The sequence below is a fragment of the Brevibacterium permense genome, assembly GCF_013280495.1.
In the GTDB taxonomy this organism is placed as follows: Bacteria; Actinomycetota; Actinomycetes; order Actinomycetales; family Brevibacteriaceae; genus Brevibacterium; species Brevibacterium permense.
Genome location: NZ_JABSSX010000008.1, coordinates 1 through 24,454 on the forward strand (window position 1 = coordinate 1; position 24,454 = coordinate 24,454).

Annotated in this window: 25 protein-coding genes; 18 read left to right on the forward strand and 7 right to left on the reverse strand. The window is 65.2% G+C overall.

What is annotated here, in order from left to right:
• Positions 1-258: 258 nt before the first annotated feature.
• Both HK353_RS11625 and HK353_RS11630 read right to left on the reverse strand, forming a co-directional pair.
• Positions 259-921 carry a potassium channel family protein gene (locus HK353_RS11625; protein ID WP_173156329.1) on the reverse strand — a complete coding sequence of 221 codons (663 nt, stop codon included), beginning with the start codon at positions 919-921 and terminating at the stop codon, positions 259-261.
• Positions 914-2,332: a TrkH family potassium uptake protein gene (locus HK353_RS11630; RefSeq protein ID WP_173156331.1), complete on the reverse strand. Its 1,419-nt coding sequence runs from the start codon at positions 2,330-2,332 to the stop codon at positions 914-916. Before HK353_RS11630 ends, HK353_RS11625 begins: the two co-directional genes overlap by 8 nt.
• A 58-nt stretch (positions 2,333-2,390) precedes the next feature.
• Here HK353_RS11630 and HK353_RS11635 point away from each other — a divergent pair, with 58 nt between their 5' ends.
• From HK353_RS11635 to ccsB, 14 genes are all read left to right on the forward strand, one after another.
• On the forward strand, positions 2,391-3,587 hold the full coding sequence (locus tag HK353_RS11635) for an acetoin utilization protein AcuC (RefSeq protein ID WP_173156333.1): 1,197 nt from the start codon (positions 2,391-2,393) through the stop codon (positions 3,585-3,587).
• A gap of 283 nt (positions 3,588-3,870) precedes the next feature.
• Positions 3,871-3,969 (forward strand): 30S ribosomal protein bS22, encoded by a 99-nt coding sequence (locus HK353_RS11640; RefSeq protein ID WP_009882927.1) that lies wholly within the window; start codon positions 3,871-3,873, stop codon positions 3,967-3,969.
• Positions 3,970-4,041: 72 nt separating this feature from the next.
• On the forward strand, positions 4,042-4,287 hold the full coding sequence (locus HK353_RS11645) for a glutaredoxin family protein (RefSeq protein WP_172173720.1): 246 nt from the start codon (positions 4,042-4,044) through the stop codon (positions 4,285-4,287).
• 78 nt (positions 4,288-4,365) lie between these two features.
• Positions 4,366-5,010: a redox-sensing transcriptional repressor Rex gene (locus HK353_RS11650; RefSeq protein WP_342589913.1), complete on the forward strand. Its 645-nt coding sequence runs from the start codon at positions 4,366-4,368 to the stop codon at positions 5,008-5,010.
• Positions 5,007-7,484, forward strand: a complete 2,478-nt coding sequence (gene hemA / locus HK353_RS11655; RefSeq protein ID WP_173156335.1) for a glutamyl-tRNA reductase — start codon at positions 5,007-5,009, stop codon at positions 7,482-7,484. The genes HK353_RS11650 and hemA overlap by 4 nt, the downstream gene beginning before the upstream one ends.
• Positions 7,481-9,085, forward strand: a complete 1,605-nt coding sequence (locus tag HK353_RS11660) for a bifunctional uroporphyrinogen-III C-methyltransferase/uroporphyrinogen-III synthase (protein WP_173156337.1) — start codon at positions 7,481-7,483, stop codon at positions 9,083-9,085. The genes hemA and HK353_RS11660 overlap by 4 nt, the downstream gene beginning before the upstream one ends.
• A 1-nt stretch (position 9,086) precedes the next feature.
• Positions 9,087-10,115 (forward strand): porphobilinogen synthase, encoded by a 1,029-nt coding sequence (gene hemB, locus HK353_RS11665; RefSeq protein WP_173156339.1) that lies wholly within the window; start codon positions 9,087-9,089, stop codon positions 10,113-10,115.
• Positions 10,115-10,582, forward strand: a complete 468-nt coding sequence (locus HK353_RS11670) for a MarR family winged helix-turn-helix transcriptional regulator (RefSeq protein ID WP_173156341.1) — start codon at positions 10,115-10,117, stop codon at positions 10,580-10,582. Before hemB ends, HK353_RS11670 begins: the two co-directional genes overlap by 1 nt.
• Before the next feature lie 69 nt (positions 10,583-10,651).
• On the forward strand, positions 10,652-12,013 hold the full coding sequence (hemL, locus tag HK353_RS11675) for a glutamate-1-semialdehyde 2,1-aminomutase (RefSeq protein ID WP_173156343.1): 1,362 nt from the start codon (positions 10,652-10,654) through the stop codon (positions 12,011-12,013).
• Complete coding sequence (locus tag HK353_RS11680; RefSeq protein ID WP_173156345.1) at positions 12,010-12,651, forward strand: histidine phosphatase family protein; 642 nt, start codon at positions 12,010-12,012, stop codon at positions 12,649-12,651. Before hemL ends, HK353_RS11680 begins: the two co-directional genes overlap by 4 nt.
• Positions 12,648-13,247, forward strand: coding sequence for a TlpA family protein disulfide reductase (locus HK353_RS11685; RefSeq protein ID WP_173156347.1), 600 nt, complete (start codon positions 12,648-12,650; stop codon positions 13,245-13,247). Before HK353_RS11680 ends, HK353_RS11685 begins: the two co-directional genes overlap by 4 nt.
• Positions 13,244-14,008, forward strand: coding sequence for a cytochrome c biogenesis protein CcdA (locus HK353_RS11690; protein WP_173156349.1), 765 nt, complete (start codon positions 13,244-13,246; stop codon positions 14,006-14,008). Before HK353_RS11685 ends, HK353_RS11690 begins: the two co-directional genes overlap by 4 nt.
• Positions 14,008-15,675 carry a cytochrome c biogenesis protein ResB gene (gene resB, locus HK353_RS11695; protein WP_342589906.1) on the forward strand — a complete coding sequence of 556 codons (1,668 nt, stop codon included), beginning with the start codon at positions 14,008-14,010 and terminating at the stop codon, positions 15,673-15,675. The genes HK353_RS11690 and resB overlap by 1 nt, the downstream gene beginning before the upstream one ends.
• 155 nt (positions 15,676-15,830) lie before the next feature.
• A complete protein-coding gene (gene ccsB, locus HK353_RS11700) occupies positions 15,831-16,835 on the forward strand; it encodes a c-type cytochrome biogenesis protein CcsB (protein WP_173156350.1) in 1,005 nt (334 codons plus the stop codon).
• A gap of 325 nt (positions 16,836-17,160) precedes the next feature.
• On the opposite strand, the gene HK353_RS11705 is transcribed toward ccsB, so the two are convergent.
• Entirely contained in the window at positions 17,161-17,604 is a 444-nt protein-coding gene (locus HK353_RS11705; protein ID WP_173156352.1) for a PLD nuclease N-terminal domain-containing protein, read from the reverse strand.
• A gap of 84 nt (positions 17,605-17,688) precedes the next feature.
• Between HK353_RS11705 and HK353_RS11710 the strand changes: the two genes are divergently transcribed.
• Complete coding sequence (locus HK353_RS11710; RefSeq protein WP_101546796.1) at positions 17,689-17,979, forward strand: DUF4229 domain-containing protein; 291 nt, start codon at positions 17,689-17,691, stop codon at positions 17,977-17,979.
• 160 nt (positions 17,980-18,139) lie between these two features.
• On the opposite strand, the gene HK353_RS11715 is transcribed toward HK353_RS11710, so the two are convergent.
• Entirely contained in the window at positions 18,140-19,072 is a 933-nt protein-coding gene (locus HK353_RS11715; protein WP_173156354.1) for a 1,4-dihydroxy-2-naphthoate polyprenyltransferase, read from the reverse strand.
• A 38-nt stretch (positions 19,073-19,110) separates the two neighbouring features.
• Positions 19,111-20,364: an AMP-binding protein gene (locus HK353_RS11720; RefSeq protein ID WP_342589907.1), complete on the reverse strand. Its 1,254-nt coding sequence runs from the start codon at positions 20,362-20,364 to the stop codon at positions 19,111-19,113.
• Positions 20,365-20,699: 335 nt separating this feature from the next.
• On the opposite strand from HK353_RS11720, the gene HK353_RS11725 reads away from it, so the two are divergent.
• Together HK353_RS11725 and HK353_RS11730 are read left to right on the forward strand one after the other, a co-directional pair.
• Positions 20,700-21,194 (forward strand): DUF2975 domain-containing protein, encoded by a 495-nt coding sequence (locus HK353_RS11725; protein ID WP_101556068.1) that lies wholly within the window; start codon positions 20,700-20,702, stop codon positions 21,192-21,194.
• Positions 21,194-21,400, forward strand: coding sequence for a helix-turn-helix domain-containing protein (locus HK353_RS11730; protein ID WP_173156356.1), 207 nt, complete (start codon positions 21,194-21,196; stop codon positions 21,398-21,400). Before HK353_RS11725 ends, HK353_RS11730 begins: the two co-directional genes overlap by 1 nt.
• A 107-nt stretch (positions 21,401-21,507) precedes the next feature.
• Here the strand turns inward: HK353_RS11730 and HK353_RS11735 are convergent, their stop codons facing one another.
• Positions 21,508-22,428, reverse strand: coding sequence for a 1,4-dihydroxy-2-naphthoyl-CoA synthase (locus tag HK353_RS11735; protein WP_101546793.1), 921 nt, complete (start codon positions 22,426-22,428; stop codon positions 21,508-21,510).
• Positions 22,429-22,541: 113 nt separating this feature from the next.
• Between HK353_RS11735 and HK353_RS11740 the strand changes: the two genes are divergently transcribed.
• Positions 22,542-23,702 carry an o-succinylbenzoate synthase gene (locus tag HK353_RS11740; RefSeq protein WP_173156358.1) on the forward strand — a complete coding sequence of 387 codons (1,161 nt, stop codon included), beginning with the start codon at positions 22,542-22,544 and terminating at the stop codon, positions 23,700-23,702.
• A gap of 36 nt (positions 23,703-23,738) precedes the next feature.
• Here the strand turns inward: HK353_RS11740 and HK353_RS11745 are convergent, their stop codons facing one another.
• On the reverse strand, positions 23,739-24,449 hold the full coding sequence (locus HK353_RS11745; protein ID WP_173156360.1) for a hypothetical protein: 711 nt from the start codon (positions 24,447-24,449) through the stop codon (positions 23,739-23,741).
• Positions 24,450-24,454 lie beyond the last annotated feature (5 nt).

Consider the following 24,454-nt stretch of genomic DNA (forward strand, 5'->3'; position numbering starts at 1 on the left):
ACCGGCGGCCTCGTAAGGTTCTGGAGTACGCGACTCCTGCTGAGGTGCTCGCCGGCATCGTGATGGAAAACGTAGGATAAACGCACCACGGTGTTGCACTAGAACCCTGAGCCCGCCCGCCTGAAAGTATCCGATGGTGACCTATTCTTCACTGGAAGTATCCGATGGTGACCTGTAGTCGGAGGGCGGGAGCGCCTCCTGCAGCCGTCTAGGCGCCCCAGTCGCGCGCACAGCCGGCGGGCGGTGAGGCCTCGCAGCCTACGGGCGGCCGGCGAAGCGGCCGAGCAGCTCGACGTGACCGGCGACGATGAGCAGGTCCTGTTTGCCCACCCGCGTCGTCGGCTCGGCGTAGGTGAAGTCGCGGCCGGGACTCTTGATGCCGACGATCGTCACACCGTACTTGTCGCGGACACCGGACTCGCTGAGGGTGAAGCCCTGGATCTCCCGAGGCGGACGCATCTTCACCACGGCGAAATGGCCCTCGTCGAACTCGATGTACTCCATCATCCGCGAACTGACCAGGTGAGCGACGCGGCGGCCGGCATCCGACTCCGGATAGAGCACATGGTGGGCGCCGATGCGGTGGAGGATCTTGCCGTGCGACGGCGAGATCGCCTTCGCCCACACCTGCGTCACGCCCAGGTCGACGAGGTTGGCCGTGGTCAGCACGCTGTCCTCGATCGAGGTTCCGATGCCGACGACGGCGGTCGAGAAGTCACCGGCACCCACCTGGCGCAGAGCGTCGATGTTCGTCGAGTCGGCCTCGACGACGTGCGTGAGTTTGCCGCTCCAGTCCTTGACGAGTTCGGGATTGTGCTCGATGGCCATCACCTCGCGACCGAGTTTGGCCAGAGTCGCCGCAGTCGAGGACCCGAAGCGTCCCAGTCCGATGACCAGGATTGAGGTGTGTTCGTTAGCCAACGACCGGCCTTTCTTCGGGGTAGCGGTAGAGACGGGCGGAGTCCTGCATAGACAGCGCTGCCGCAAGTGTAATCGTACCGAGTCGACCGATGAGCATGATCACCGACAGAACATAGAGTCCCGAGTCCGGCGAGGTCGCCGACACCCCGGAGCTCAGCCCGACGGTGCCGAAGGCGGAGATCACCTCGAACAGCACCTGATCGAGCGGTTCCGCACTGATCTGCAGCATCATCAGGGTGCCGATGAAGACGATCATCGCACCGGTGAGCAGAACTGAGATCGACAGTTTGATCGTCGACGACGTCAGCCGCCGACCGAACACGTGCACGTCCTGCTGACCCCTGGCCTCGGCATACGCAGCGAGGACGAGCACGGCCACCGTCGTCACCTTGATTCCGCCGGCCGTCGATGAAGATCCGCCGCCGATGAACATCATGAGGTCCATGAGCAGGTGCGACGCCTGGCTCATGTCCGCGACCTCCATCGTCGCGAAGCCGCCGGACCGGGGCATGACCGCCATGAACAGCACTTCGAGGAAGGTGTGACCGGCGTTCTTGTCGCCGAGTGTCGCCGGGTTCGCCGACTCGAACAGCGCCAACAGCAGCAGCCCGATGGCCAGGACCGTCGTCGTGGTCGTCAGCGTCAGCTTCGTATGCAGATCCCAGCGGCTCGGCCGATTCCAGAACATCGTGACCATAAGCACGACGGGAAAGCCCAGCGACCCGACGAACACGCCGACCATGATCAGCGACAGGATCCACGGATCGGAGGCGAAGTACGCCGCCCCGCCTTCGTGGATGGTGAAACCGGCGTTGTTGAAGGCCGAGATCGAGTAGAACACCGAGTACCAGATCGAGTCGCCGAGCGATTCCCCGCGGATGAGGAACCGTGGGAACAGCAGCACCGCGAGGATCGATTCGGCGGTGAAGATTGTGATGACCACGGCCTTGAGCAGCGAGCCGACCTGACCCAGATTGAGCGCCGAGGTGGCCTGCTGAGCGATCAGTCGCTGCCGGACTCCCAGCCTCCTGGAGACAGCCATGCCCAGCACCGAGGCGAGGGTGAGGATTCCGAGACCGCCGACCTGGATGCCGGCGGTGATGACCGAGATCCCGAAGTCTGACCAGTACTCCTCCGTGACGACCGGGGTCAGCCCGGTCACGCACACGGCGGAGACCGCCACGAACACCGAGTTCGCGATGTGTGTGGCCTGGTCGACCGAACCGGGGTCGCGCACGCTCGCCGGCAGCATCAGCAGGATCGCGAACGCCACGACGACGGCGACGAAGGACCCGATCGCCAGTTGTGCCGGTGAGGCCACGGCGAGGTCGTCGACGAAGTCACGGACCCACCGGCCCGGATTCAGCAGCCAATCGAAGCGCGGCGAGGAATTCTTGGACACAATCACCATGGTAGAGCCGGTGGCCCGGAATCGGCGCAAGTGAGCTGCGCCATATATCATGGTGGGCATGGCCGAAAATGATGTGTATGTCGTTTGGGACGACGAGGTGACCGGTTACAACTTCGGTCCCAGCCACCCCATGCACCCTCTCAGGCTCGACCTGACAGCGAAGCTCGCCGAGGACTTCGGGCTCTTCGACGCGGACAACGTCCACGTCAATCCCATCGGCGAGATCGATGAGGCCAAGCTCGCCCGCCTCCACGACCCCGACTACATCGCCGCCGTCAAACAGGCCGGCACCGCTGAGGGCCTCGATGAGCAGGACGCGAACAGGTTCGGAATCGGCACCGAGGATGTTCCCGGGTTCGAGAATATGCACACCGCCTCGGCGCTGCTGTTCCAAGGCAGCGTCAACGCCGCGAACGCTATCATCTCCGGTGACTATCGCCGGGCGGTGAATTTCTGCGGCGGAATGCACCACGCGATGCCGGGCAAGGCCAGCGGGTTCTGCGTCTACAACGACGCGGCCGGAGCGATCACCGAATTTCTCGAAGCCGGATACGAGCGCATCGTCTATCTCGATATCGACGCCCACCATGGTGACGGTGTCGAGACGTTCTTCTGGGACGACCCTCGAGTGCTCACGATTTCGATCCACGAATCGGGGAAGTTCCTCTTCCCCGGCACCGGGTACCCCGCCGATATCGGGGGACTCAAGGCGGCCGCCTCGGCGGTGAATATCGCGCTGCCCCCGCGCACGGGCGACGCGGACTGGCTGCGCGCCTTCGACGCCACCGTCCCGCAGATCGTCGCCGCCTTCGAACCCCAGGTCATCGTGTCCCAGCACGGCTGCGACGGTCACCGGGAGGACCCGCTGACCCATATGCGCCTGAGCGTCGACGCCATGCGCACCGCTGCCGAACGCATCCGCGATCTCGCCGTCGACCACGCCGACGGGCGGTGGCTGTCGGTCGGGGGAGGGGGATACGCGATCATCGACGTCGTGCCCCGCGCCTGGACGAACCTCCTGGCGGTCGCCGCCGGACTCGATATCGATCCCGGAGCACGGATCCCCGGACGCTGGGCCTCCTACGCCCAGACGAAGACCGGAAGGGAGGCGCCGCTGTCGATGACCGACGGATTCGACGGAGCCTTCGAACCCTGGTCGAAGGGGTTCGACCCCGAAGCCGAACTCGACCGTGCCGTGATGGGCACTCGGAAGAACACCTTCCCCTTCTTCGCCCTCGACCCCTACTTCGACTGAGCCCCGTCGCCCGACGACCGCTCGGTCGGAGCCGATCCCGGCACGGTCGCAGCCGAGCTCTGCACGGTCGGAGCCGACCCCGGCGGAACCGGACCCGGCCCTGCCGCGCACTCCGCCCGAACCGAACCCGATCCCCGGGCCCGCGCGGATCGCCCGGCGCGGCCGTTGTGGATCTGGACACAGTTTTGGGAAAGCAGGCGGCCAAGCGATAGAATTGCACGGTTAGTTCAATGGGTGGGCACCTGATGTTCACCCTCCACCGACAAGCACAAGGGGTACCCGAGTGGGCTCAGTCATCAAGAAGCGCCGCAAGCGTATGTCGAAGAAGAAGCACCGCAAGCAGCTTCGCAAGACACGTCACCAGCGTCGCAACAAGAAGTAAGACCCGACGGTCCTACGCCCCCGCTCGAGTGATTTCTCGGCGGGGTTTGTTGCACCCGATGAGGAGTGAGCCATGGTCGACCTGACCTTTCTCACGCGTGTCGACTGCCATCTGTGCGCTGATGCGCTGCAGACCGTCACCGAGGTGGCCGCAGGCAGAGATGTGACCGTGACCGAGATCGACATCGACACCGATGACGATCTGGCCGCACAGTACGGCTGGGATGTCCCGGTCGTCCTCCTCAACGGGCGACAACACAGTTTTCATCGAGTCGATAGGGATCGGCTGTCCAAGGCGCTCGACGCCTTGGGCGCATGAGATCGTTTGAAGGAGTGAGGCGGATTCGTGGGCGAGATTCTGTCCGCCAACAGGATTGAGGGTGTCGTTCGCAAGGACGTGCCCGAGCGCGTGATATCCCGACTCCCGATCTATCTGCAGACCGTCGAGACGATTGCCGCCACCGGCCAGGACACAGTTTCGTCGGAGGACCTTGCCGCCCGCAGCGGTGTGTCCCCGTCGATTCTGCGCAAAGACCTGTCCCAACTGGGGCGGTCCGGAACCCGTGGGGTCGGCTACTCCTGTCCGGAGCTGGCAGCGACCCTGCGGACGTTCCTCGGCCTCGACCGCGACCGCCGCGTCGCCATCATCGGCGCCGGACGTCTCGGTTCGGCGCTGGCCGACTACGCCGGATTCCGTCGGCGCGGCCTGCGCCTGACCGCCGTTTTCGACATCGACGAGGAGAAGATCGGCACCTCCATCGGCGCCTTGACCGTCTCTTCCCTGGACGACCTTCCCGCCTGGTCCGAACACATCGACCTGGTGGTCATGGCCGTGCCCGCAGCCGCGGCACCCGCGGCGGCCCAGAAGGCCGTTGAAGCAGGTGTGCGCGGCATTCTCAACTTCTCACCCACCGTGCTCGACGCACCGGATACCGTGCGTGTCCATCAAGTCGACTTGGCCAGTGAGCTGCAAGTACTCGCATACTATTCGGCGCTGGACACGGCACCGCTCAACCCTGGTTTTGAGGAGCACAGGAATTGACTCTCTTGGTTCTCGGCATTTCACATCAGTCGGCTCCGATCGACATGCTCGATCGGTTGGCCTTCGGCGCCGGTGAGGTCGGCGCTCTGCGACGGGACGCCTTGGCCGGAGAGAACATCGAGGGACTCGCCGTGCTCTCGACGTGCAATCGTCTCGAACTCATTGCCGACGTCTCCGCCTTTCACGGAGGACTGGCCGACCTCGGCAACGCGCTCGTGTCGTCGATCGACAAAGAATGGTCCGATATCGCCGGGCACTTCTACGCCCACTATGACCACCAGGCCATGGAGCACCTGCTCAAGGTCGCCTGCGGGCTCGACTCCATGGCCATCGGCGAAGCCCAGATACTCGGTCAGCTCCGGACGGCGTTCACGGCATCGCAGTCGGACAAGGCACTGACCTCCGAACTCTCCCAGACATTGCAGCAAGCGCTGCGTGTGGGCAAGCGCGCCCATTCGGAGACCGACCTCGGAGACGTCGCGCGGTCCCTGTTCGGCGCAGGCATCGAAGCATCGGCCGCGCACATCGGGTCCCTGCGTGCCGCGAATGCACTCGTCATCGGCGCCGGAGCCATGTCGGGGCTCGTTGTCTCCGGACTGCACAAGGAAGGCGTCGCCCACATCACCGTGCTCAACCGGACGCTCGACAAGGCCGAACGCCTCGTCGCTGAGGTGGGCGGACGTGCCCGCGAACTCACCCCGCGCATCATGGCCGAGGAGATCGCCGACGCCGACCTCATCGTCTCCTGCACGGGTGCCCGCGGAGTCGTCGTCAGCCGCGACGACATCGTCGCCGGACTCTCGCAGAACCCGAAGGGCGCAGCGAACAAGGCCTTCATCGACCTCGCTCTGCCGCACGACATCGACCCCAGCGTCCGCGAGTTCGAACATGTCGCCCTCTTCGGCCTCGGCGAGATCCGCGAACTCCTGCGCGGCTCCGACAAGGAACGCGACGCGAAGGTCGTGAGCACTGTCGAAGAGGTGCGCTCCATCATCGCCGACGAGCTGGAGAACATCGCCACCGGCAACAAGGAGCGCTCGGTCGCTCCGACCGTGACCGCTCTGCGCTCCCATGCCAAAGATGTGCTCGCCTCCGAGACCCAGCGACTGGAGAAGAAGCTCGGTGACTCCGTCGACGAGAAGGCCTTCGCGGAGATCCGAAAGTCCCTGCATCGGGTGGCGGAGAAGCTCATCCACACCCCGACCGTGAAGGTCAAGGAACTGGCTGTGACCGAATCCGAGGTCGACTACGCTCAGGCGCTCATGCAGCTCTTCGACCTGCCGGTCAATAAGGTCGCCCACGCCAAGACCGCTCCGGAGACGAAGGTCGCGAAGGCCGCCAGCGCGCATCATGTCGAGGCCGACGGCATCCGCCCGGTCGCCGATCACACCCTCGACATCGTCGAACCCGAACACTTCACCGGCCGCACCGTGCGTCTGGGCACCCGCCGATCACAGCTGGCTCGGTCCCAGTCCACGGCGATCGCGCACCAGATCGCGGCTCTGACCGGCTGGCGCGTCGAGATCGTCGAGGTCGTCACCGAGGGAGATGTCAACATGTCGCCTCTGGCCGGTTTCGGCGGCACCGGAGTCTTCGTCTCCGCCGTCCGTCAGGCCCTCCACCAGGGCAAGATCGATCTGGCCGTGCACTCGCTCAAGGACCTGCCCACCACCCCCGAGGCGGGAATCCAAATGGCAGCCATCCCACCGCGCGTCGACCCGGCCGATGTCCTCATCGGCCGTGACGGGCTGAGCCTGAACGACCTGCCCTCCGGGTCCGTCATCGGCACTGGTTCGCCGCGTCGGGCCGTTCAGCTGCGTGCCGCACGTCCCGATATCGAGGTCCGCGGAGTGCGCGGAAACGTCGACACCCGCATCGCCCATGTCCGCGACGGCCGTCTCGACGCAGTCGTCCTCGCGGCCGCCGGAGTGCGTCGCATCGGGCGCCTGGCCGAAGCCACCGATTCGCTCAACTTCGATGTCATGCTCCCGGCCCCGGGCCAGGGAGCCCTGGCGATCGAGACGCGCAGCGCCGACAGCGCCTTCGCCACCACCGCGGACATCCTCGACGGCGACGCCGAGGTGCGGGCGGCCCTGCGCCGGATCCACGACCAGACGACCGACCTCGCCGTGACCTGCGAGCGCGCGATCCTCTCCCGTGCCGAAGCCGGCTGCTCGGCCCCGATCGGCGCGCTGGCGAAGATCGAGGGCACCGAGTTCATCGTCGACGCCGTGATGGCCGATGACGACGGCAAGCTCGCCCGCACGCGGCAGAGCACCGAGCTGCCCGCCCTGCTCGACGTCGACTGGAGCAGCACCGGCGAGCAGCAGCTGTCGGTGACCGCGAAGGAACTCGCCCGTATCGCCGACGAACTCGGCACCGCAGCGGCCGAGGATCTTCTGGGTCGCCTCGGCATCGACCCGGCAGTGAGCGCCGAACACCTCACCCCCGTCAAGGCTCAGGAGCAGGGATGAACAGCGAACCGACAACGGGCCAGGTGCAGCCGCGCCGACTCCTGCCGGCAGCCCCACGAGTCGTCTTCATCGGCAGCGGACCCGGCGAATCGGGTCTGATGACGATGCGCGGCGCCGAGATCCTCGCCACCGCCGAAACCGTCGTCTACGACGCCGATGTGCACTCTGAGATCGTCACCGCCTATGTGCCGCAGGCCGCAACGCTCATCGATGCCGCCGACCTCGGAGTCGCCGCCTCAACCCGGGGCCGCCGCATGGCCGAACTCGCCCGCCCGGACAAGACCGTAGTGCGGCTGAGCTCAGACGACGGAATCATCTTCACCACCACGACTTCGGAAGCCGGAGTCTGCCGCAAGGAACAGGTCGAAGTCGAAATCGTGCCCGGAGTCGGACTCTCCGCCTCGACGGCGGCCTTCACCGGAACGGCTCTGACGACCAACCGCGTCCGGTCGGTGCGCTTCATCGAAGCCGGACCGCAGACCCATGTCGACGTCTCCCGCCACAGGAACACGACCCATGTGCTCACCGGCAGCGCAGCCGCCCACGAACAGGCCATCGAAGCCCTGCTCGCGGACGGCTGGGACGAGGACACGAAGGTTCTCCTCGGGTGGGGGATCTCCACCATCGAACAGACGAGTGTGGAGACGACTTTGCAGCAGGCGCTGTCCATGGCGCAGACAGGTTCGGATCGTATGGTGGTGATCATGGGGCAGGGAGTGGAATCCAGAGGAGAGCTCAGCTGGTTCGAATCCAAACCGCTCTTCGGCTGGCAGGTGCTTATCCCGCGGACGAAGGAACAGGGCACCTCCACGGCAGAGGCTCTGGCCGAACTCGGCGCCGTCGGCACCGTAGTGCCGACGATTGCCGTTCAGCCGCCGCGCACACCGACCCAGATGGAGAAGGCGATCCGAGGCCTCGTCGACGGATCCTACGAATGGGTCGGATTCACTTCGGTCAACGCCGTGCGTGCTGTGCGTATGTGGTTCGAAGACTTCGGACTAGACTCCCGTTCGATGGCCGGCGTCAAGGTCGCCGCCGTGGGCGGTCGCACCGCGGCAGCGCTGGTCGACTGGGGGATCACTCCCGACCTCGTCCCCGACGGGGAGCACTCCGCACGCGGCCTGGCCGCGGCCTGGCCGGACTTCGTCGATGACATCGACCCGATGAACACGGTTCTCCTGCCTCGTGCCGATATCGCCACCGAGGTGCTTGTGGCCGGGCTGCTGGAGAAGGGGTGGGACCCCGACGACGTCACCGCCTACCGCACCGTGCGCGCCTCCCCGCCGCCGGCTCCGATCCGCGAGTCGATCAAGGCCGGCGACTTCGACGCCTTCCTCTTCACCTCCTCATCGACGGTGCGCAACCTCGTCGGCATCGCCGGCAAACCCGCCCCCACCTCCGTGATCTGCTGCATCGGCCCGGCAACGGCGAACACCGCAGCCGAACACGGACTGCGCGTCGACGTCCTCGCCGAGGAAGCCAACCTCACCTCGCTTATCGACGGTCTCGTCGAATTCGCACTCACCCAGCGCGCCGAAGACGTGGAAGCCGGGATCTCCCCGCAGCGTCCGAGTCAGAAGCGCCGCAGAAAGAAGGCCTGACATGTCATTGGTTCCCGGAACCGTCCGTCCCCGTCGGCTGCGGTCGACCCCGGCCCTGCGTCGCCTCGTCTCCGAGGTGCGCCTCCACCCAACCGAGCTCATCCTGCCGATGTTCGTCAAGGAGGGTCTGAACGAACCGCTGCCTCTGGGCGGAATGCCCGGAGTCGTCCAGCACACACTCGACTCCCTCCTTGAGGCCGCGCGGGAGGCCCTCGCGGCCGGAGTCGGCGGGCTCATGCTCTTCGGCATCCCCGAACACAAGGATGAGATCGGCTCACAGGCCGATGATCCCGACGGCATCCTCAACCGGGCGCTGTCGCTGCTGGCCGACGAATTCGGCGAGGACACTGTGATCATGGCGGACCTGTGCCTCGACGAATTCACCTCCCACGGTCACTGCGGTGTCCTCGACTCGACCGGAGCCGTGGACAACGACGCGACCCTCGAACGCTACGCGTCGATGGCGGTGGCGCAGGCCCGCGCGGGCGCTCACGTGCTCGGCCTGTCCGGCATGATGGACGGTCAGGTCGCCTACTGCCGCGAAGCTCTCGACGCCGCCGGTTTCACCGATACCGTCATCATGGGCTACACCGCGAAGTACGCCTCCGCGTTCTACGGTCCCTTCCGCGAAGCCGTCGATTCCGAACTCAAGGGCGACCGCAAGACCTACCAGCAGGATCCTGCCAACGGCCGTGAGGCGATGCGCGAACTCGGCCTCGACCTCGCCGAAGGCGCCGACGTGGTCATGGTCAAGCCCGGCCTGCCCTACCTCGACGTGCTCGCCGAGGTCGCTCGCGAGTCCATCGTTCCGGTGTGGACCTACCAGGTCTCGGGCGAATACGCGATGATCGAATTCGCGGCCGCTGCCGGAGCCATCGACCGGGAGAAGGCGATCGAGGAGTCCCTCATCGCCTTCAAACGTGCCGGATCCGATGCGATCCTCACCTACTGGGCCACCGAGGTCGCCCAGCGCCTCCAGGTGGAGGCTGCCGGTCACATGTCCGACCGCGACGCCCGCGGAGGCCGATGATGACCGAGCCTCGCTGGCTCTCGGCGGTCGACCAGAGAGCCTGGCGCAGCTACCTCAACGGCTCTCAGCTGCTCAGCACACAGCTGGACAAGGAGCTGCGTGAGAAGCACGGCATCGGCCTGCCCGAATACGAAATCCTCGTACGTCTGTCCGAACACGACGACCGGACGATGCGAATGGCGCTGCTGGCCACCGATACGACCATGTCCCGATCCCGGCTGACCCACAGCGTCGCCCGAATGGAGAAGCGCGGACTTCTCGAGCGTTCCGCCATCCCCGAGGACGGCCGTGGGGTCAACTGCGTGATGACCGAGGCCGGATGGCAGCTGCTGCGGGCCGCGGCCCCGGACCATGTCGCCGGAGTCCGCAGCCACCTCGTCGATCTCCTCGACCCCGAGGAGATGGAGACCCTGGGGCGGATCTTCACCAAAGTCTTCGACCATATGACAGACATCGACGGCTCCTGAGCCGTCCCCACGCATAACTGAGAACGATCCCGGGACGAAACCCCAACCGCCAAGAATCAGAGGAGAACCATGACGACAGCAGAGACGAACGGTCACACCACCGATCGGTCCGCCGCCCTCTTCACCCGCGCCGAGGCGGTCATCCCCGGCGGAGTGAACTCCCCGGTCCGCGCGTTCAAGGCCGTCGGCGGCACCCCCCGTTTCATCACCGAGGCGACTGGTGCGTGGCTGCGCGACGCCGACGGCAACGACTACATCGACCTCATCGGATCTTGGGGTCCGATGATCATGGGCCACTCCCGCCCCGAGGTCGTCGCCGCCGTCCAGGAAGCCGCCGTCAAGGGATTCTCCTTCGGCACCCCGTCGACCGGTGAGGTCGAACTCGCCGAGGAGATCGTTCGCCGCGTCGATCCCGTCGACCAGGTCCGTCTCGTGTCCTCGGGCACCGAGGCGACGATGTCGGCGATCCGTCTGGCCCGCGGTTACACGGGACGGTCCAAAGTCGTGAAGTTCGCCGGCTGCTACCACGGTCACGTCGACTCGCTGCTGGCCCAGGCCGGCTCCGGACTGGCCACGTTCTCTCTGCCCGACACCCCCGGAGTCACCGGAGCCCAGGCGCAGGACACGATCGTCGTCGACTACAACGACGCCGCCGGTCTCGAAGCCGTCTTCGCCGAACACGGTGAGGACATCGCCTGCGTCATCACCGAGGCCAGCCCCGGCAATATGGGCGTCGTGCCTCCCCGCGACGGTTTCACGAACACCATCCGCCGGCTGACCAAGGCCCACGGTGCGCTGATGATCAGCGACGAAGTGATGACCGGCTTCCGCGTCTCCGCCGCCGGCTGGTACGGCTATGAGTCCGAGACTCTCGGCTACCCGGAGGGCCCGGCCGACCTGTTCACCTTCGGCAAGGTCATGGGCGGCGGCTTCCCGGCAGCGGCCTTCGGCGGTCGCGCCGAGATCATGGCTCACCTCGCCCCCTCCGGCCCCGTCTACCAGGCCGGAACGCTCTCGGGCAATCCGGTGGCCACCGCCGCCGGTCTGGCCACGCTCAAACTGACGACCGAACTCGACGTGTACTCGCACATCGGTCGTGCCGCGGACAGCCTGCGCCCGGCAGTCGCCTCAGCGCTGGAGGCTGAGGGCGTCGCCCACGTCATCCAGTCGGCGAACTCGATGTTCTCCGTGTTCTTCACCGACACCGACGTGACGAACTACGACCAGGCACGGGCTCAGAACGTCGACCGCTACACCGCCTTCTTCAACGCCATGCTCGATCAGGGCATCCATATGCCCCCGAGCGCGTTCGAAGCCTGGTTCCTGTCCTACGCCCACACCGATGAGATCCTCGACCGGATCATCAGCGCACTGCCAGCCGCGGCCAAAGCCGCGGCCGCGGTTCCGGAGGCCGGGAAGGCGCAGTCGTGACCACCATCCACCTCGTCCGCCACGGCGAAGTCGACAACCCCGACGGCATCCTCTACGGACGTCTGCCGCATTTCGGTCTCACCGAACGGGGACACGAGATGGCAGTGCGCGTGGCCGAGCACTTCCACGCTGCGCCCACTCGTCCGGTCGAACTCGTCGCCTCCCCGCTGCTGCGGGCACAGCAGACGATTCGTCCGCTGTCGAAGTCTCTTGACCTGCCGGTCTTCGACGACGACCGGGTCATCGAGGCGGCGAATTCCTTCGAGGGACAGAAGCTGGATGCTCGTCGGCTGGCCGAGCCGAGGAACCTGGTGCGCCTCTACAACCCTCTCACTCCGTCCTGGGGAGAGCCGTACAAGCAGATCGTGCTGCGCATGCGGGCCGCGATGGCCAGTCTGAGAGCCAAGCTCGACCTCCACGGTCCGGACGCCGAAGGAGTCATCGTCTCCCACCAGTTGCCGATCTGGATGACGCGCCTGTCGGGGGAGGGACGCTCACTCGTCCACGACCCGCGCAGACGCGAATGTGACCTGGCTTCTATCACCAGTTTCACATTCGATTCCTCCACACTGGTGTCCGTGAGTTATGAGAGCATCTGTGCCGATCTGCAGCCGGGCACCGCGGTGGCGGGAGCATGAGTTTCGGACGCCGTTCCCTCAACCGTCGGGCCCTCTTCACCTCGGCGCTCGCCGCCGGAACGGCCCTGGCGCTCAGCGCCTGCAGCGAGAACGATGAGCTGGCCGATCAGGCCGGATCCGACCAGGGGTACGTCTCCGGTTCGGGAGTCGTCTCGCAGGTGGCGGTCGAGGACCGCGGCGACCCCCTCGATCTGAGCTTCGAGACCCTCGACGGGAAGTCCACGTCTCTGGCCGATCTGCGTCCCACCCCGGTCGTCGTCAACCTTTGGTACGCGGCGTGCCCGCCGTGCCGGAAGGAAGCCCCGGACCTGAAGTCCGTGTCCGAGGAATTCGGGGACAAGGCCCAGTTCATCGGCGTCAACGTCCGCGACCAAGAGGCTGCGGCCAACGCGTTCATCCAGAACTACCAGGTGCCGTACCCGAACATGCTCGATTCGAACGGTGAGATGGTGTCTCTGCTCTCCGGAGTCCTGCCCCCGCAGGCCACCCCGTCGACGGTGGTCCTCGACGCGAAGGGCCGGGCCGCGGCCAGAGTCGTCGGTGAGATCGATGCCTCGACTCTCAAGGGACTCATCGAGGACGTGCTGGCCGAGTGAGTGGACTCGGGGCGGACTTCGCCCAGACCGTTCTCTCCGGTCCGCTGCTGCTGGCTGCCGGCGCAGCGGCCCTGGCCGGACTCGTCTCGTTCGCCTCCCCGTGTGTGCTGCCCCTGGTTCCCGGCTATGTCGGGTACGTCACCGGGCTGTCCGGTTCATCGCTGAGGGACAAGCAGACGTGGCGAGTGGTCGTGGGCATCAGCCTGTTCGTCCTCGGCTTCACCGTCGTCTTCGTGCTGCTGGGGACCAGCTTCTCCGCGCTGGGAGCGCTGTTCTCCCAATGGCAGTCGGTCATCCTCCGCGTCCTCGGCGTCATCGTCGTCCTCGCCGGTTTCGTGTTCATGGGCGGATTCGGTCTGCTGCAGAACGAACGTCGCATCCGTGCCAGACCGAAGGCCGGGCTCTGGGGTGCACCGGTGCTCGGAGCGACCTTCGCCCTCGGGTGGGCACCCTGTGTGGGACCGACCCTGTCGGCGGTGCTGAGCATGTCGGTGAGCTTCGGCGGTGACGGGATGATCTGGCGCGGAGCACTGTTGGCCTTCGTCTACTGTCTGGGCCTGGGCATCCCGTTCATCCTCCTGGCGCTGGCGATCCACAAGGGCGCGGGGCGACTCGTCTGGGTGCGCAAGCATCAGACCGCGATCGTGCGGGCCGGGGGCATCATGCTCATCATCCTCGGTGTGCTCATGGCCAGCGGCGTATGGAACATGTGGATGACCTCTCTGCAAGGTCTCATCAATGGATTCGAAGTGGTGATCTAGTGGCGGGCTCAACCGAAGGCTCGGAGAAGACGCAGTCGAAATCGGGTGCGAAGACGACGGCGAAGCAGGGAGACAAGCCTGCAGTGAAGTCGACCGTGAACCAGCCGCAGCTCGGGTTCATCGGCATGTGCCGGTGGGCCTGGACCCAGCTGACGACGATGCGTGTGGCACTGATCCTCCTGCTCATCCTCGCCCTCGCCTCGATCCCCGGATCTCTGCTGCCGCAGCGCATCCAGGACCCGGGCCGGGTGAACACCTTCCTGGAGAACAACGGTGCCTGGGGACAGTTCCTCGACACCATCCAGATGTTCGACGTCTACTCCTCTGTCTGGTTCTCCGCGATCTACCTGCTGCTGATGATCTCCCTCATCGGCTGCATCATCCCGCGGACGAAGCAGCACTGGAAAGCGATGCGCTCGTCCCCGCCCAAAGCACCGAGGCGGCTGTCCCGGATGCCCGGATACGCCGCCTTCACCTCGGCGCAGGCAGACGCAGAGACCCGTGAGGATGCGGATGAGGCGTTCCTCGACGCAGCGGAGGCCCGGCTGAAGAAGTCCGGGTACCGCATCAACCGGCAGTCCGATCACATCGCCGCCGAACGTGGCTATCTCCGCGAGACCGGCAATCTCGTCTTCCATATCGCGCTGCTCATGGCGACCCTGACGATGGCGATCGGATCGCTGTTCGGCTACGAAGGTCAGCGCATCCTCGTCGAGGGGGAGACGTTCTCGAATTCGCTGGTCTCCTACGATTCCTTCGAACCCGGCTCCTACTACGATGCCGACAATCTGCCGGACTTCCGGCTCAAGCTCGACTCCTTCACCTCCACCTTCGACGATCAGGCGGCGGGCAACCAGTTCGGTCAGCCGCGCACCTTCGATGCGAAGGTGACGACGACGGCGGACGGGAAGACCGAATCGCACGTCCTCAAGGTCAACGAGCCGGTGCGCGTGGGCGGCGTCGGCGTCTATCTCACCGGCAACGGCTACGCCCCCGAAGTAACCGTGCGTGATGCGAAGGGCGATATCGTCCAGTCCGGTCCGCAGGTGTTCATCCCGGACGGCGGGGACCCCGGATACACCTCCGAGGGCGTCATCAAGGTCCCGGACTCGGCCGGCACGCAGATGGGCTTCGTCGGGGTGTTCCTGCCGACGGCCGCACAGAATGAGGACGGTGAGCTGATCTCGAGCTTCGCCGAGCTGCGCAACCCCTACCTCGTGATGAGCGGTTACACCGGCGACCTCGGCCTCGATTCCGGAGTCCCGCAGTCCGTGTACTCCCTCGACGCGGAGAACATGACGGAGATGACCGATGAGTCGGGCAACCCGCTCGTCATCCAGCTCGCCGAGGGGGAGACGCAGAAGCTGCCGAACGGCGGTTCGGTGACCTTCGACGGAGTCAAGAAGTACATCGCCGTCGACATCTCCCAGGACCCGACACAGGCCCTCATGCTCATCAGCGCGATCCTCGTCCTGGCTGGGCTCGGCCTGTCCCTGTTCATTCCCCGCCGACGCGTATGGGTGCGGATCAAGAACGGCGACGCCGAGGTGGCCGCTCTGGCCCGCGGTGAGGATCCGATGGTCGAACGCGCCGTCGATGGCCTGGTCAAGGACCTGCGTGAGCCGGAACCCGATGAGGGTGAGCATGGTGACGATGACGAAAGATGAAGCCGAAGTACTACGCGGAGTAGAATAGCCGCGGAGTGCGCGTCGCCGGTGGCTTCGTCACGGAGTCGGCAGGGCGCGCACCGACATATGGTCAGACAGAGAGTCTGGCAGCAGCAGCCTGCGACAGAAGAGCACTTCAGCGGTGCGGAGGATGAATGGACGTCAACACTGACCTCGCAATGTGGTCGAACCAGCTGATCATCTCGGCGATGATCGTCTACGCCGTCGCCATGATCTTCTACGCCTTCGACCTCTTCGGCGCGCGTGAGCTCAAGACCTCCGAAGCTGAGGTCGCCACCTCGGCCAAAGCCAGTACGGTGCGGCGGACGAACCGGAAGACGGCGACGACTGCCGTCCTCGATCGACCCGGCGGCGACGACTCCGCGACGGTGAAGTCGTCCCGGAGGAACAAGCACCGCGGAGCCCGCATCGGCACCTCGCTGCTCGTGCTCGCCATGCTGCTGCACGTCAGCGGGGTTCTCACCCGTGCCCTGTCTGTCTCCCGTGTGCCGTGGGGCAACATGATGGAGTACGTCCTCACCGCCACCGCGATCACCGTCATCGTCTTCCTCGTCGTGCTGACGAAGAAGGACGTGCGCTATCTGGGGACGTTCGTCTCCGGGGGAGTGCTGCTGTGCCTGGGACTGGCGATCACCGTCTTCTACACGCCTGCCGCGAAGCTCATCCCGGCGTTGGATTCGTACTGGATCGCCATCCACGTGCCGATCGCGATCCTCTCGACCTCACTCCTCTACATCTCTGCGATCCTCGCAGTCTTTCAGATTCTGAAGAGCGTGCACGAGACCAAGGACCCGAAGTGGCTGCGGTTCCTGCACCGTCTGCCCTCGAGCACTGACCTCGAGCGGATCTCCTACCGGATCGCGGCAGTCGGCTTCATCACCTGGACGTTCACACTCATCGCCGGTGCCATCTGGGCCGAAGTGGCCTGGAGCCGTTACTGGGGCTGGGATTCGAAGGAGATCTGGACGTTCGTCGTCTGGGTCATCTACGCCGCGTACCTGCACGCTCGTGCGACTCGCGGTTGGGGCCCGACGAAAGTGGCCGTGCTCAACCTCATCGGCATCGCCTCGGTGATCTTCAACTTCACCGTCGTGAACATGTACTTCAACGGCCTGCACTCGTACTCCGGGCTCGACTGAAGCGCTGGGTCGCTCTCAAGGTCGCTCTGACGCCGAGCACCGGGAGCCATCGCCTGCACCGGGTGCCATAACTGCTGACGGCCCAGGCTGAGGCGAACAGCCCATGTTTGAAACTGGGCTCTCCGCCTCAGACTGGGCCGTTTGCGTGCTGGTTCGATGCCGTGATCAGGCGGCGGACGACAGTTTCGGCTCGGTCTGCTCTGAAATCACCACGTTCCTCGGTGTGTAATTCAGAGAAAGCAATGACAATTCGCCGAATCGCAGCGTGGCAACGCACCTGCGGTATCGATGCCGTCGTCGGACAGCGGTGGTGCGGCAAGGGAATTCAGTTCGAGCGGCCGCGGCCGTCGCCCTTGGTGCCCCGGTCGTCGGAGTCGGCTGATGTATCAGCGGAGGAATCCGCGGGATCGCTGTCATCGTCCGGCTCGGCAGAATCATCGCGCGGAGATTCCTTCTCGTCTTTGTCCTGAGCCGGAGGCGCATGCTTGCCGAGCTTGACTTCGCGATCGACCTGTCGCAGATAGTCTGGATCGTCATCCGGGGCGACCTGACCGCGAGGGCGGGTGCCGCGGTTGGGCTTGTCTTCCGAACCGCGTCCGAACAGATACCAGAGGATGAACCCGAGGACGGGGATGAAGAGGATGATGAGTGCCCATACAGGTTTGGGCAGGACTCGAATCAGACCCCGATCGCGCAACAGGCAATCGAAGAGTCCGTACAGTGTCACCGCTGCCGCCAGGACGATCGCGGCAATGAGTAGTCGAGCCATGCAACAAGGATAGTCCACCAACCTGAGCGCGGCCTCCAGCGGGCGGTGACAAGACTGTCACGATCGGAGGCTAAAATGAGTTCAATGCGCACCTTCTGGCTCTACACACTCGCTCGCTTCGGCCTCATCATCGCCGCCGGCCTCGTTCTGTTCCCGTTCCTCGGCTTCAATCTCGTCATGGCGATCGCGGCCATCATCATCGGCGCGCTGCTGAGCTACCTCTTGCTCGGTAAGATGCGCGCCCAAGCAGCGACCGAGATCGAAGCAAAGGTCGCCAAGCGAGCCTCCAAGCCCAAGCGCGTCGGCGCCGATGAAGCGGCAGAAGATGAGATCGTCGAGGAGCGCCTCGGAGAAGACGGCGACCAGTCCAAATGAACTTGTGGCTCAGCCGAATGAGCTGCGGCTCGGCTGAGCCGGCTCAGAACCTAATGAGCTGGGGCCTTTCAGCGCGCTGAGCCTTGGAACACCAGGCGACTGAGCCTTCGAACACCAGGCGACTGAGCCTTGGAACCCCAGGCGTCAGCACTGAAATGCCTCAGAGCGCCAGACCGAGGCCCATCAGTGCGGAGAAGGCCAAACCGGTCAGTCCAGTGGCTTTGATCGGCGGAATCAGGCCAGGGCCCGTTGTGCCGCTGAGCACCGTCTTGAGTGGGTTGAGTGCTGGGACGAGGGCAAGGATCGCCAAGGCCACGGCGGGATGTCCGTCGAGGATCGCCAGCGCCAGCAACGCGAACGGCAGCAGCACGAGCACTGCATAGGCGATGCGCGCGGCATTGTCGCCCATCCTCACGGCCAGAGTGATCTTGCCTGCCTCGATGTCTGTGGGGATATCGCGGAGGTTGTTGACCATGAGCACAGCCGAGGCCAGAGACCCGATTGACACGGCACCGGCCCAGCCGCTGAGGCTGAGATGACCGACCTGCATCCACATCGTGCCCAAGGTCGCCACGAGTCCGAAGAACACGAACACGAAGACCTCGCCGAGGCCCATATAGCCATAGGGCCGTCTGCCACCGGTGTAGAACCAGGCGGCGGCGACGGCTGCGGCTCCGACGATGAGGAACCACCAGGCCTGTGAGATGAGGATGAGCACGATGCCCGCGACCCCGGCCAGGCCGAAGAAGATGAAGGCGGCCCGTTTGACCTCGTGAGGTTCGGCCAGTCCGGTCGCGGTGAGCCGGACCGGTCCGACACGTTCGTCATCTGTGCCGCGGATGCCGTCGGAGTAGTCGTTGGCGTAGTTCGAGCCGATCTGCAGGCACAGGGAGACGAGGAGAGCGAGGAATCCGCGCAGCAGGATCTGTCCGAAGCTGACGTGGTCGTCCTTGCCCGAGATGTCGTCGAGGATGAAGGCGGTGAATCCGCCGAGTGATCCGATCGCGGCGCCGGTTCCGATGAGGACGGGTGCGAGAGCCAGGGGCAGAGTTCGCAGTCGAGCTCCAGAAATCCACTGGGCGGCATCAGCCATAGTCCTCGCTCCCCTTCCTGTCGAATTGTGGAGCCGTCTCATGTTACCGGTAGTTCGCCGGTATGGGTATTCGCATCACGCGCGATGAGATCGGCGGCGATGCGGGCCGCCGCCTGGCGATCGGGTTTGCCGATCGACCGGTTCGGAATCTCGGCGACCGGGAAGACGAGCTGCGGCAGCAGCTGCCCCGTCATCCCGTGATCGAGGGCGTTGAGCCTCTGTGCCGATGCTCGCGGATCCTCGGCTCCGACACCACCTCCGCCGTCGGCGAGGCGGACGAGCGCGACGATCCGTCTGCCCCATTCCTCGTCGGGCACCCAGGTCACGAGCATCTCCTCGATTCCCGCCTTCTGCCAGCTCGGCAGCAGGCCGGTCTCCAGGGCGTGCGGGGAGACGTTCGTGCCCCCGGAGACGATGATGTCATCGGCTCGACCGAGCACGCTGAGCACACCGGAATCGATCCGACCCAGATCGCTGGTGTGCATGATCCGCCGTCCCGCCTCGTCGACGGTGAGAGCGGGGGAGTCGACCGGTGTGATCGCTCCGTCGGCGCCGATCTCGACGTAGCCGTCGGCCACGACGGGCCCGGTCAGGTCGATCGTCCCCGCCTCGGTGATGGTCACCTCGACCCCGTCGAAGGGCACCCCGTCATAGACGCAGCCGCCCGCCGTCTCGCTCATCCCGTAGGTCCGCACGATCGCCAGTCCCGCGGCCTCGGCGCGGTCGAGCAGCGATGGTGAGATCGCCGCTCCGCCGAGGAGGATGTGCGAGATCCGTCCGGCCGCCTCGGTGGCGAGGCCGTCCTCGAGGATCCGGTGGAGTTGGGTGGGCACGATCGAGGTGTACGTCGGTCGGTCGCCCGCCCGTTCCACCAGGGCGGTCACCTCGGTGGCGAAGGACTGGGCGGTGAACCTCGCCGAGGCGGCCCTGACCGGGGCGCGGCCCGCCAAGCGGGCGCGCAGCTCGACTTGGAACCCGGCGATGTGGTTGACCGGCAGGCACAGGTGCCAATCGCCGGGCCCGGAGAGGAATCGTTCGGTCGCCCGCGCCGAGGCGGTCAGCGCATCACCTGACAAGGCCACTGCCTTCGCCGTCCCGGTCGATCCGGAGGTGAAGAGGATGAGGGCCGGGGCTGGACCCTGCCCTGCCCACAGACTGGGTGCCGCCTCGGTGACGGCACCGTCCCGATCCGACGGAAGGATGAGGATCGAGGTCCCGGCGAGTGCCCGGTCGATGGCCTCGGGCAGCTCGGCGGCTCTGAGCTGACGCCCGTTGACGATCGTCTCGGACACTCAGCTGTACCTGCGGACAGTCTTGCAAGGCGCAGACTGGTGTTGATCGTGTTCGAGCGGTTGAGCTGACCAGGGATTGTGGTCCTGGTTGCGTTTGCAGAGATTGATCACTTAAAGCTCTTTTGCGGACTCTGTGCGGACTGGCCGGAGGTACTCGATTCTATCGCAATGGGCGCCCCGCGTTGTCAGCGCGGTGGAAGACATGCAACCGGCAGCCATGTGCGGAGTCGTGACTTCCGCGCCACGTGGATCAAGGCAGCAGATGAAGCGTCGATGAGATCCCCACCTCCGGGATGGCTATTGACAAACGATAGATATCTATCGAAAATCGATGTATGACTTCTTTCTTACCACGTCCGCCCTTGTCCCTCATCGTCGCGACAGAGGCTCTCCTGGGCGTAATGTTCGTTGTCGGCCTCGGAGCGGTGTCCTTGTTGCCAGGATTCGCGACAGCTCTCGGGGCAGAGTTTCCGGAGTTCGCGGGCCTTCGTGGTCCACTGCTTGCCCTGGGGATCACGTTCATGGTGGTCGGTCTCATTGCCTTGGCCATGCTGGCGTTGCTCGTCTGCCGTATCTATACCGGTTCCGTGCTCGAGCGCCGGTCGCTTGTCTGGGTCGATGTGCTTGTGGGTGCGTTCGTATTCGCGGCTGTGCTGATCGTTGTGGGATTCGTTGTGATCAGCATCGGACAGGCGGGAAGTCTGTTTCTGGCGATCATCCAGGTTCTGACGTGCTTGAGTTTCGTGGTGGTTGCCTGCGTCACTCTTGTGCTCAGAACGCTTTTGAACAGTGCGATCGGGATGCGTGCTGAGTTGGCTGCAGTGGTGTGATGGCCATCCACATCACTATCGACCGAATGTTGGTTGAGCGGGGGATGAGCGTCGGCGAGTTCGCGGACGCGATCGGTATCACCCCGGCCAACGTGGCAGTGTTGAAGAATGGGCGCGCGAAAGCGGTGCGTTTGTCGACATTGGACGCGATGTGTCGTGTCCTTGAATGCCAGCCTGCTGACTTGCTCCGATACGAGCACGACTGAACCGGGCGAGGATTTGCAACGGGCGACGCATCTGCCAGCAGAGGACCGGGAAAGCTGACGGGCTCAACCGTCGCTCGCCTGTTCTGAAGAGAGGTTTCGACCTGTTCTCAGTAGTACCAGGGGAACGGCGACCAGTCGGGATCGCGCTTTTCGAGGAACGCGTCGCGGCCTTCGACCGCCTCGTCGGTCATATAGCCAAGTCGGGTGGCTTCTCCGGCGAAGACCTGCTGGCCGACGAGCCCGTCGTCGACGAGGTTGAAGGCGAACTTGAGCATGCGCTGCGCGTTCGGTGACTTGCCCAGGATCTCCCGCGCCATCTGGAGGGCCGCGGTCTCGAGATCGGCATGGTCGACGACTTCATTGACGGCTCCCATATCGGCCATCTCCTGCGCGGAGTAGGTGCGGCCCAGGAAGAAGATCTCACGGGCCTTCTTCTGCCCGACCATCTTCGCCAGGTAGGCGGAACCGTAGCCGGCGTCGTAGGAGCCGACATCGGCATCGGTCTGCTTGAACTTCGCATGTTCGCGTGAGGCGATCGTCATATCGCAGACGACGTGGAGGCTGTGGCCTCCGCCGGCTGCCCAGCCGGGGACGACGGCGATGACGACCTTCGGCATGGTGCGGATGAGGCGCTGGACCTCGAGGATGTGGAGGCGGCCGGCACGAGCCGGATCGACGCTTTCACGAGTCTCACCGGAGGCGTACTGGTAGCCGGAGCGGCCGCGGATGCGCTGATCGCCGCCGGAGCAGAAGGCCCAACCGCCGTCCTTCTCGCTCGGGCCGTTGCCGGTGAGCAGCACGGCGCCGACGTCGGAGGTCTGGCGGGCATGGTCGAGGGCGCGGTAGAGCTCGTCGACAGTGTGGGGACGGAAGGCGTTGCGGACTTCGGGGCGGTCGAAGGCGATGCGCACACAGCCGATGTCGTTGCCGGTGGCGGGGTCGATGGCCCGATGGTAGGTGATATCGGTGAAGTCGAACCCGGAGACTTCGCGCCAAGCAGAAGGGTCGAAGATTTCTGAAACCGTCATGGCCCCCAGCCTAGCGCTTGGTCGTTGTGGTGAGGTTCGGGGCCGGGCGGCGGACGGTGAGGTTCCGAACGGCAGACAGGGATGGCAGGGTCGGCGGAGGCTAGTCTGGGCTCATGGCCGATTTCGCACGTTCGCACACTGGCGCACTGGACTCAGAGGCTCCATCTGCCGCACCTCTTGATCTGCCGCAACGCTTCGATGAGGTCATCGAGGACCTGCATGTGGTGCGGCTGCCGATGGTCACCCGGTTCCGGGGGATCACGGAGCGGGAAGTGGCGCTGTTCACCGGCCCTTCCGGGTGGGCGGAGTTCTCCCCCTTCGTCGAATACGGCACCGAGGAGGCCAGCCGGTGGCTGCGCGCCTCCCTCGAATTCTCCGGGCTGATCCCGCAGAAGACCGCGCTCGCCGAGGCGGCACCCTCCACCGTTCCCGTGCGCGGTTCCAGTCCGGCCGTGGCGGAGGCGGGGACGAGCGGTGAGACCGTCGACGTCAACGGCACCCTGCCCGCCTGTCCACCTGATCAGGTCGCACCGATCCTGTCTCGCTATGACCGGGTCGGCACCGTCAAGGCGAAGGTCGCCGAGCACGGATTCGGCTCCCTCGACGAGGATCTGACACGCCTGCGGGAATTCCGCAGGCTCTACCCCGAGACGACGCTGCGCCTGGACGCGAATGCCGGATACACGCTCAGCGAGGCCCTTCAAGCTTGTGAGGCATTTGCCGAGTTCGATATCCAATACTTCGAACAGCCGGTTCCCGAGGTCGAGCAGCTGGCCGAACTGCGCGATGAGCTCGCCCTGCGAGGACTGCCGATCATCATCGCCGCCGACGAATCCATCCGCAAAGCCGAGGACCCGCTGCGCGTGGCCGAACTCGGAGCGGCCGAGGTCATCATCGTCAAGGTCCAGCCGCTGGGCGGGATCGGCGCCGCCCTCGAGGTCATCGGCGCTTCGGGGCTGCCTGCTGTCGTGTCCTCGGCTCTCGAGTCATCCGTCGGTCTGGCCGCCGGAGCCGAACTCGCCGCCAGACTGCCGCGCACCGACCGCAGCCGGGACATCCTCGGTGATCGGGTGGCCTGCGGTCTGGGCACCGGGCGCCTGTTCACCGCCGATATCGTCGCCGAGGACGAGGCCCTGACTCCGGTCGACGGCGCCATCCCGGTCACGCGTATCGTCCCGGACCCTGACCGCCTGGAGCAGTTGGCGGTGGATCCGGGACGATTCGAATGGTGGGCGCAGCGTTTCCAGGATTGCTGGAGCGCCCTGCGCGGTTGAGTCGACTCTGGCTGAACCGATCGAGACTGAACCGGCTCAGCCTGCGTTCTTCACCGCGTCGACGAAGGCACCGGCGGTCTTCGTCACGGTGGCCTCTTCGACATCGGCGATATTGGAAACGGCCACGACGTTGTTGCCGACGAGGGCGTAGACCATGCGCAGATTCATGGCTGTCTGTCCGCCGGCTTCGACGGAGGCGACGATTCCATTGGTCTCGTCTGCCCCGTCGACCTTGGCGTCGAAAGTCTTGTACTTCATCGACATCTCGACGCCGGCGGTCTTGATCTTCACATCGCTGCATTCTTCTGCGATCTTCGAGGCCCCCTCGATCTGGGTCTGTGCGCCGTCCAGATCGTCATAGCTCGACAGCGCCGCGGAGAGGATGTTGTCGGTGGAGGTTCCAGCGACCGTGGTGCCTTTGGAGGCGAGGTTGGCGTTGAGGAGGTTCATGGTGATGTCTTTGCACTTGGCGGGTTCGAACTCAGAACTCTCCAGGGCCTTGACTGCCTCGCTGGAGGAACTGCCGGCACCGTCGACGGCCTTGAACGACTGACCCTCGGCCTTGGTCGACTCAAGGATCTCCTTGAGCTTCGCCTCATCGAGTTTGCTTGCCTGCGGGGTCTCTTCGGCTGACGCCTGCGAGGAGTCACCGCTGCCGTCAGCCTGGTCCGGCTTGTCTCCTCCACCCGTGCAGCCGACGAGGGAGAGTCCGGCGAAAAGAACGATGGCGGGGAGTACGCGTTTCATGGTTG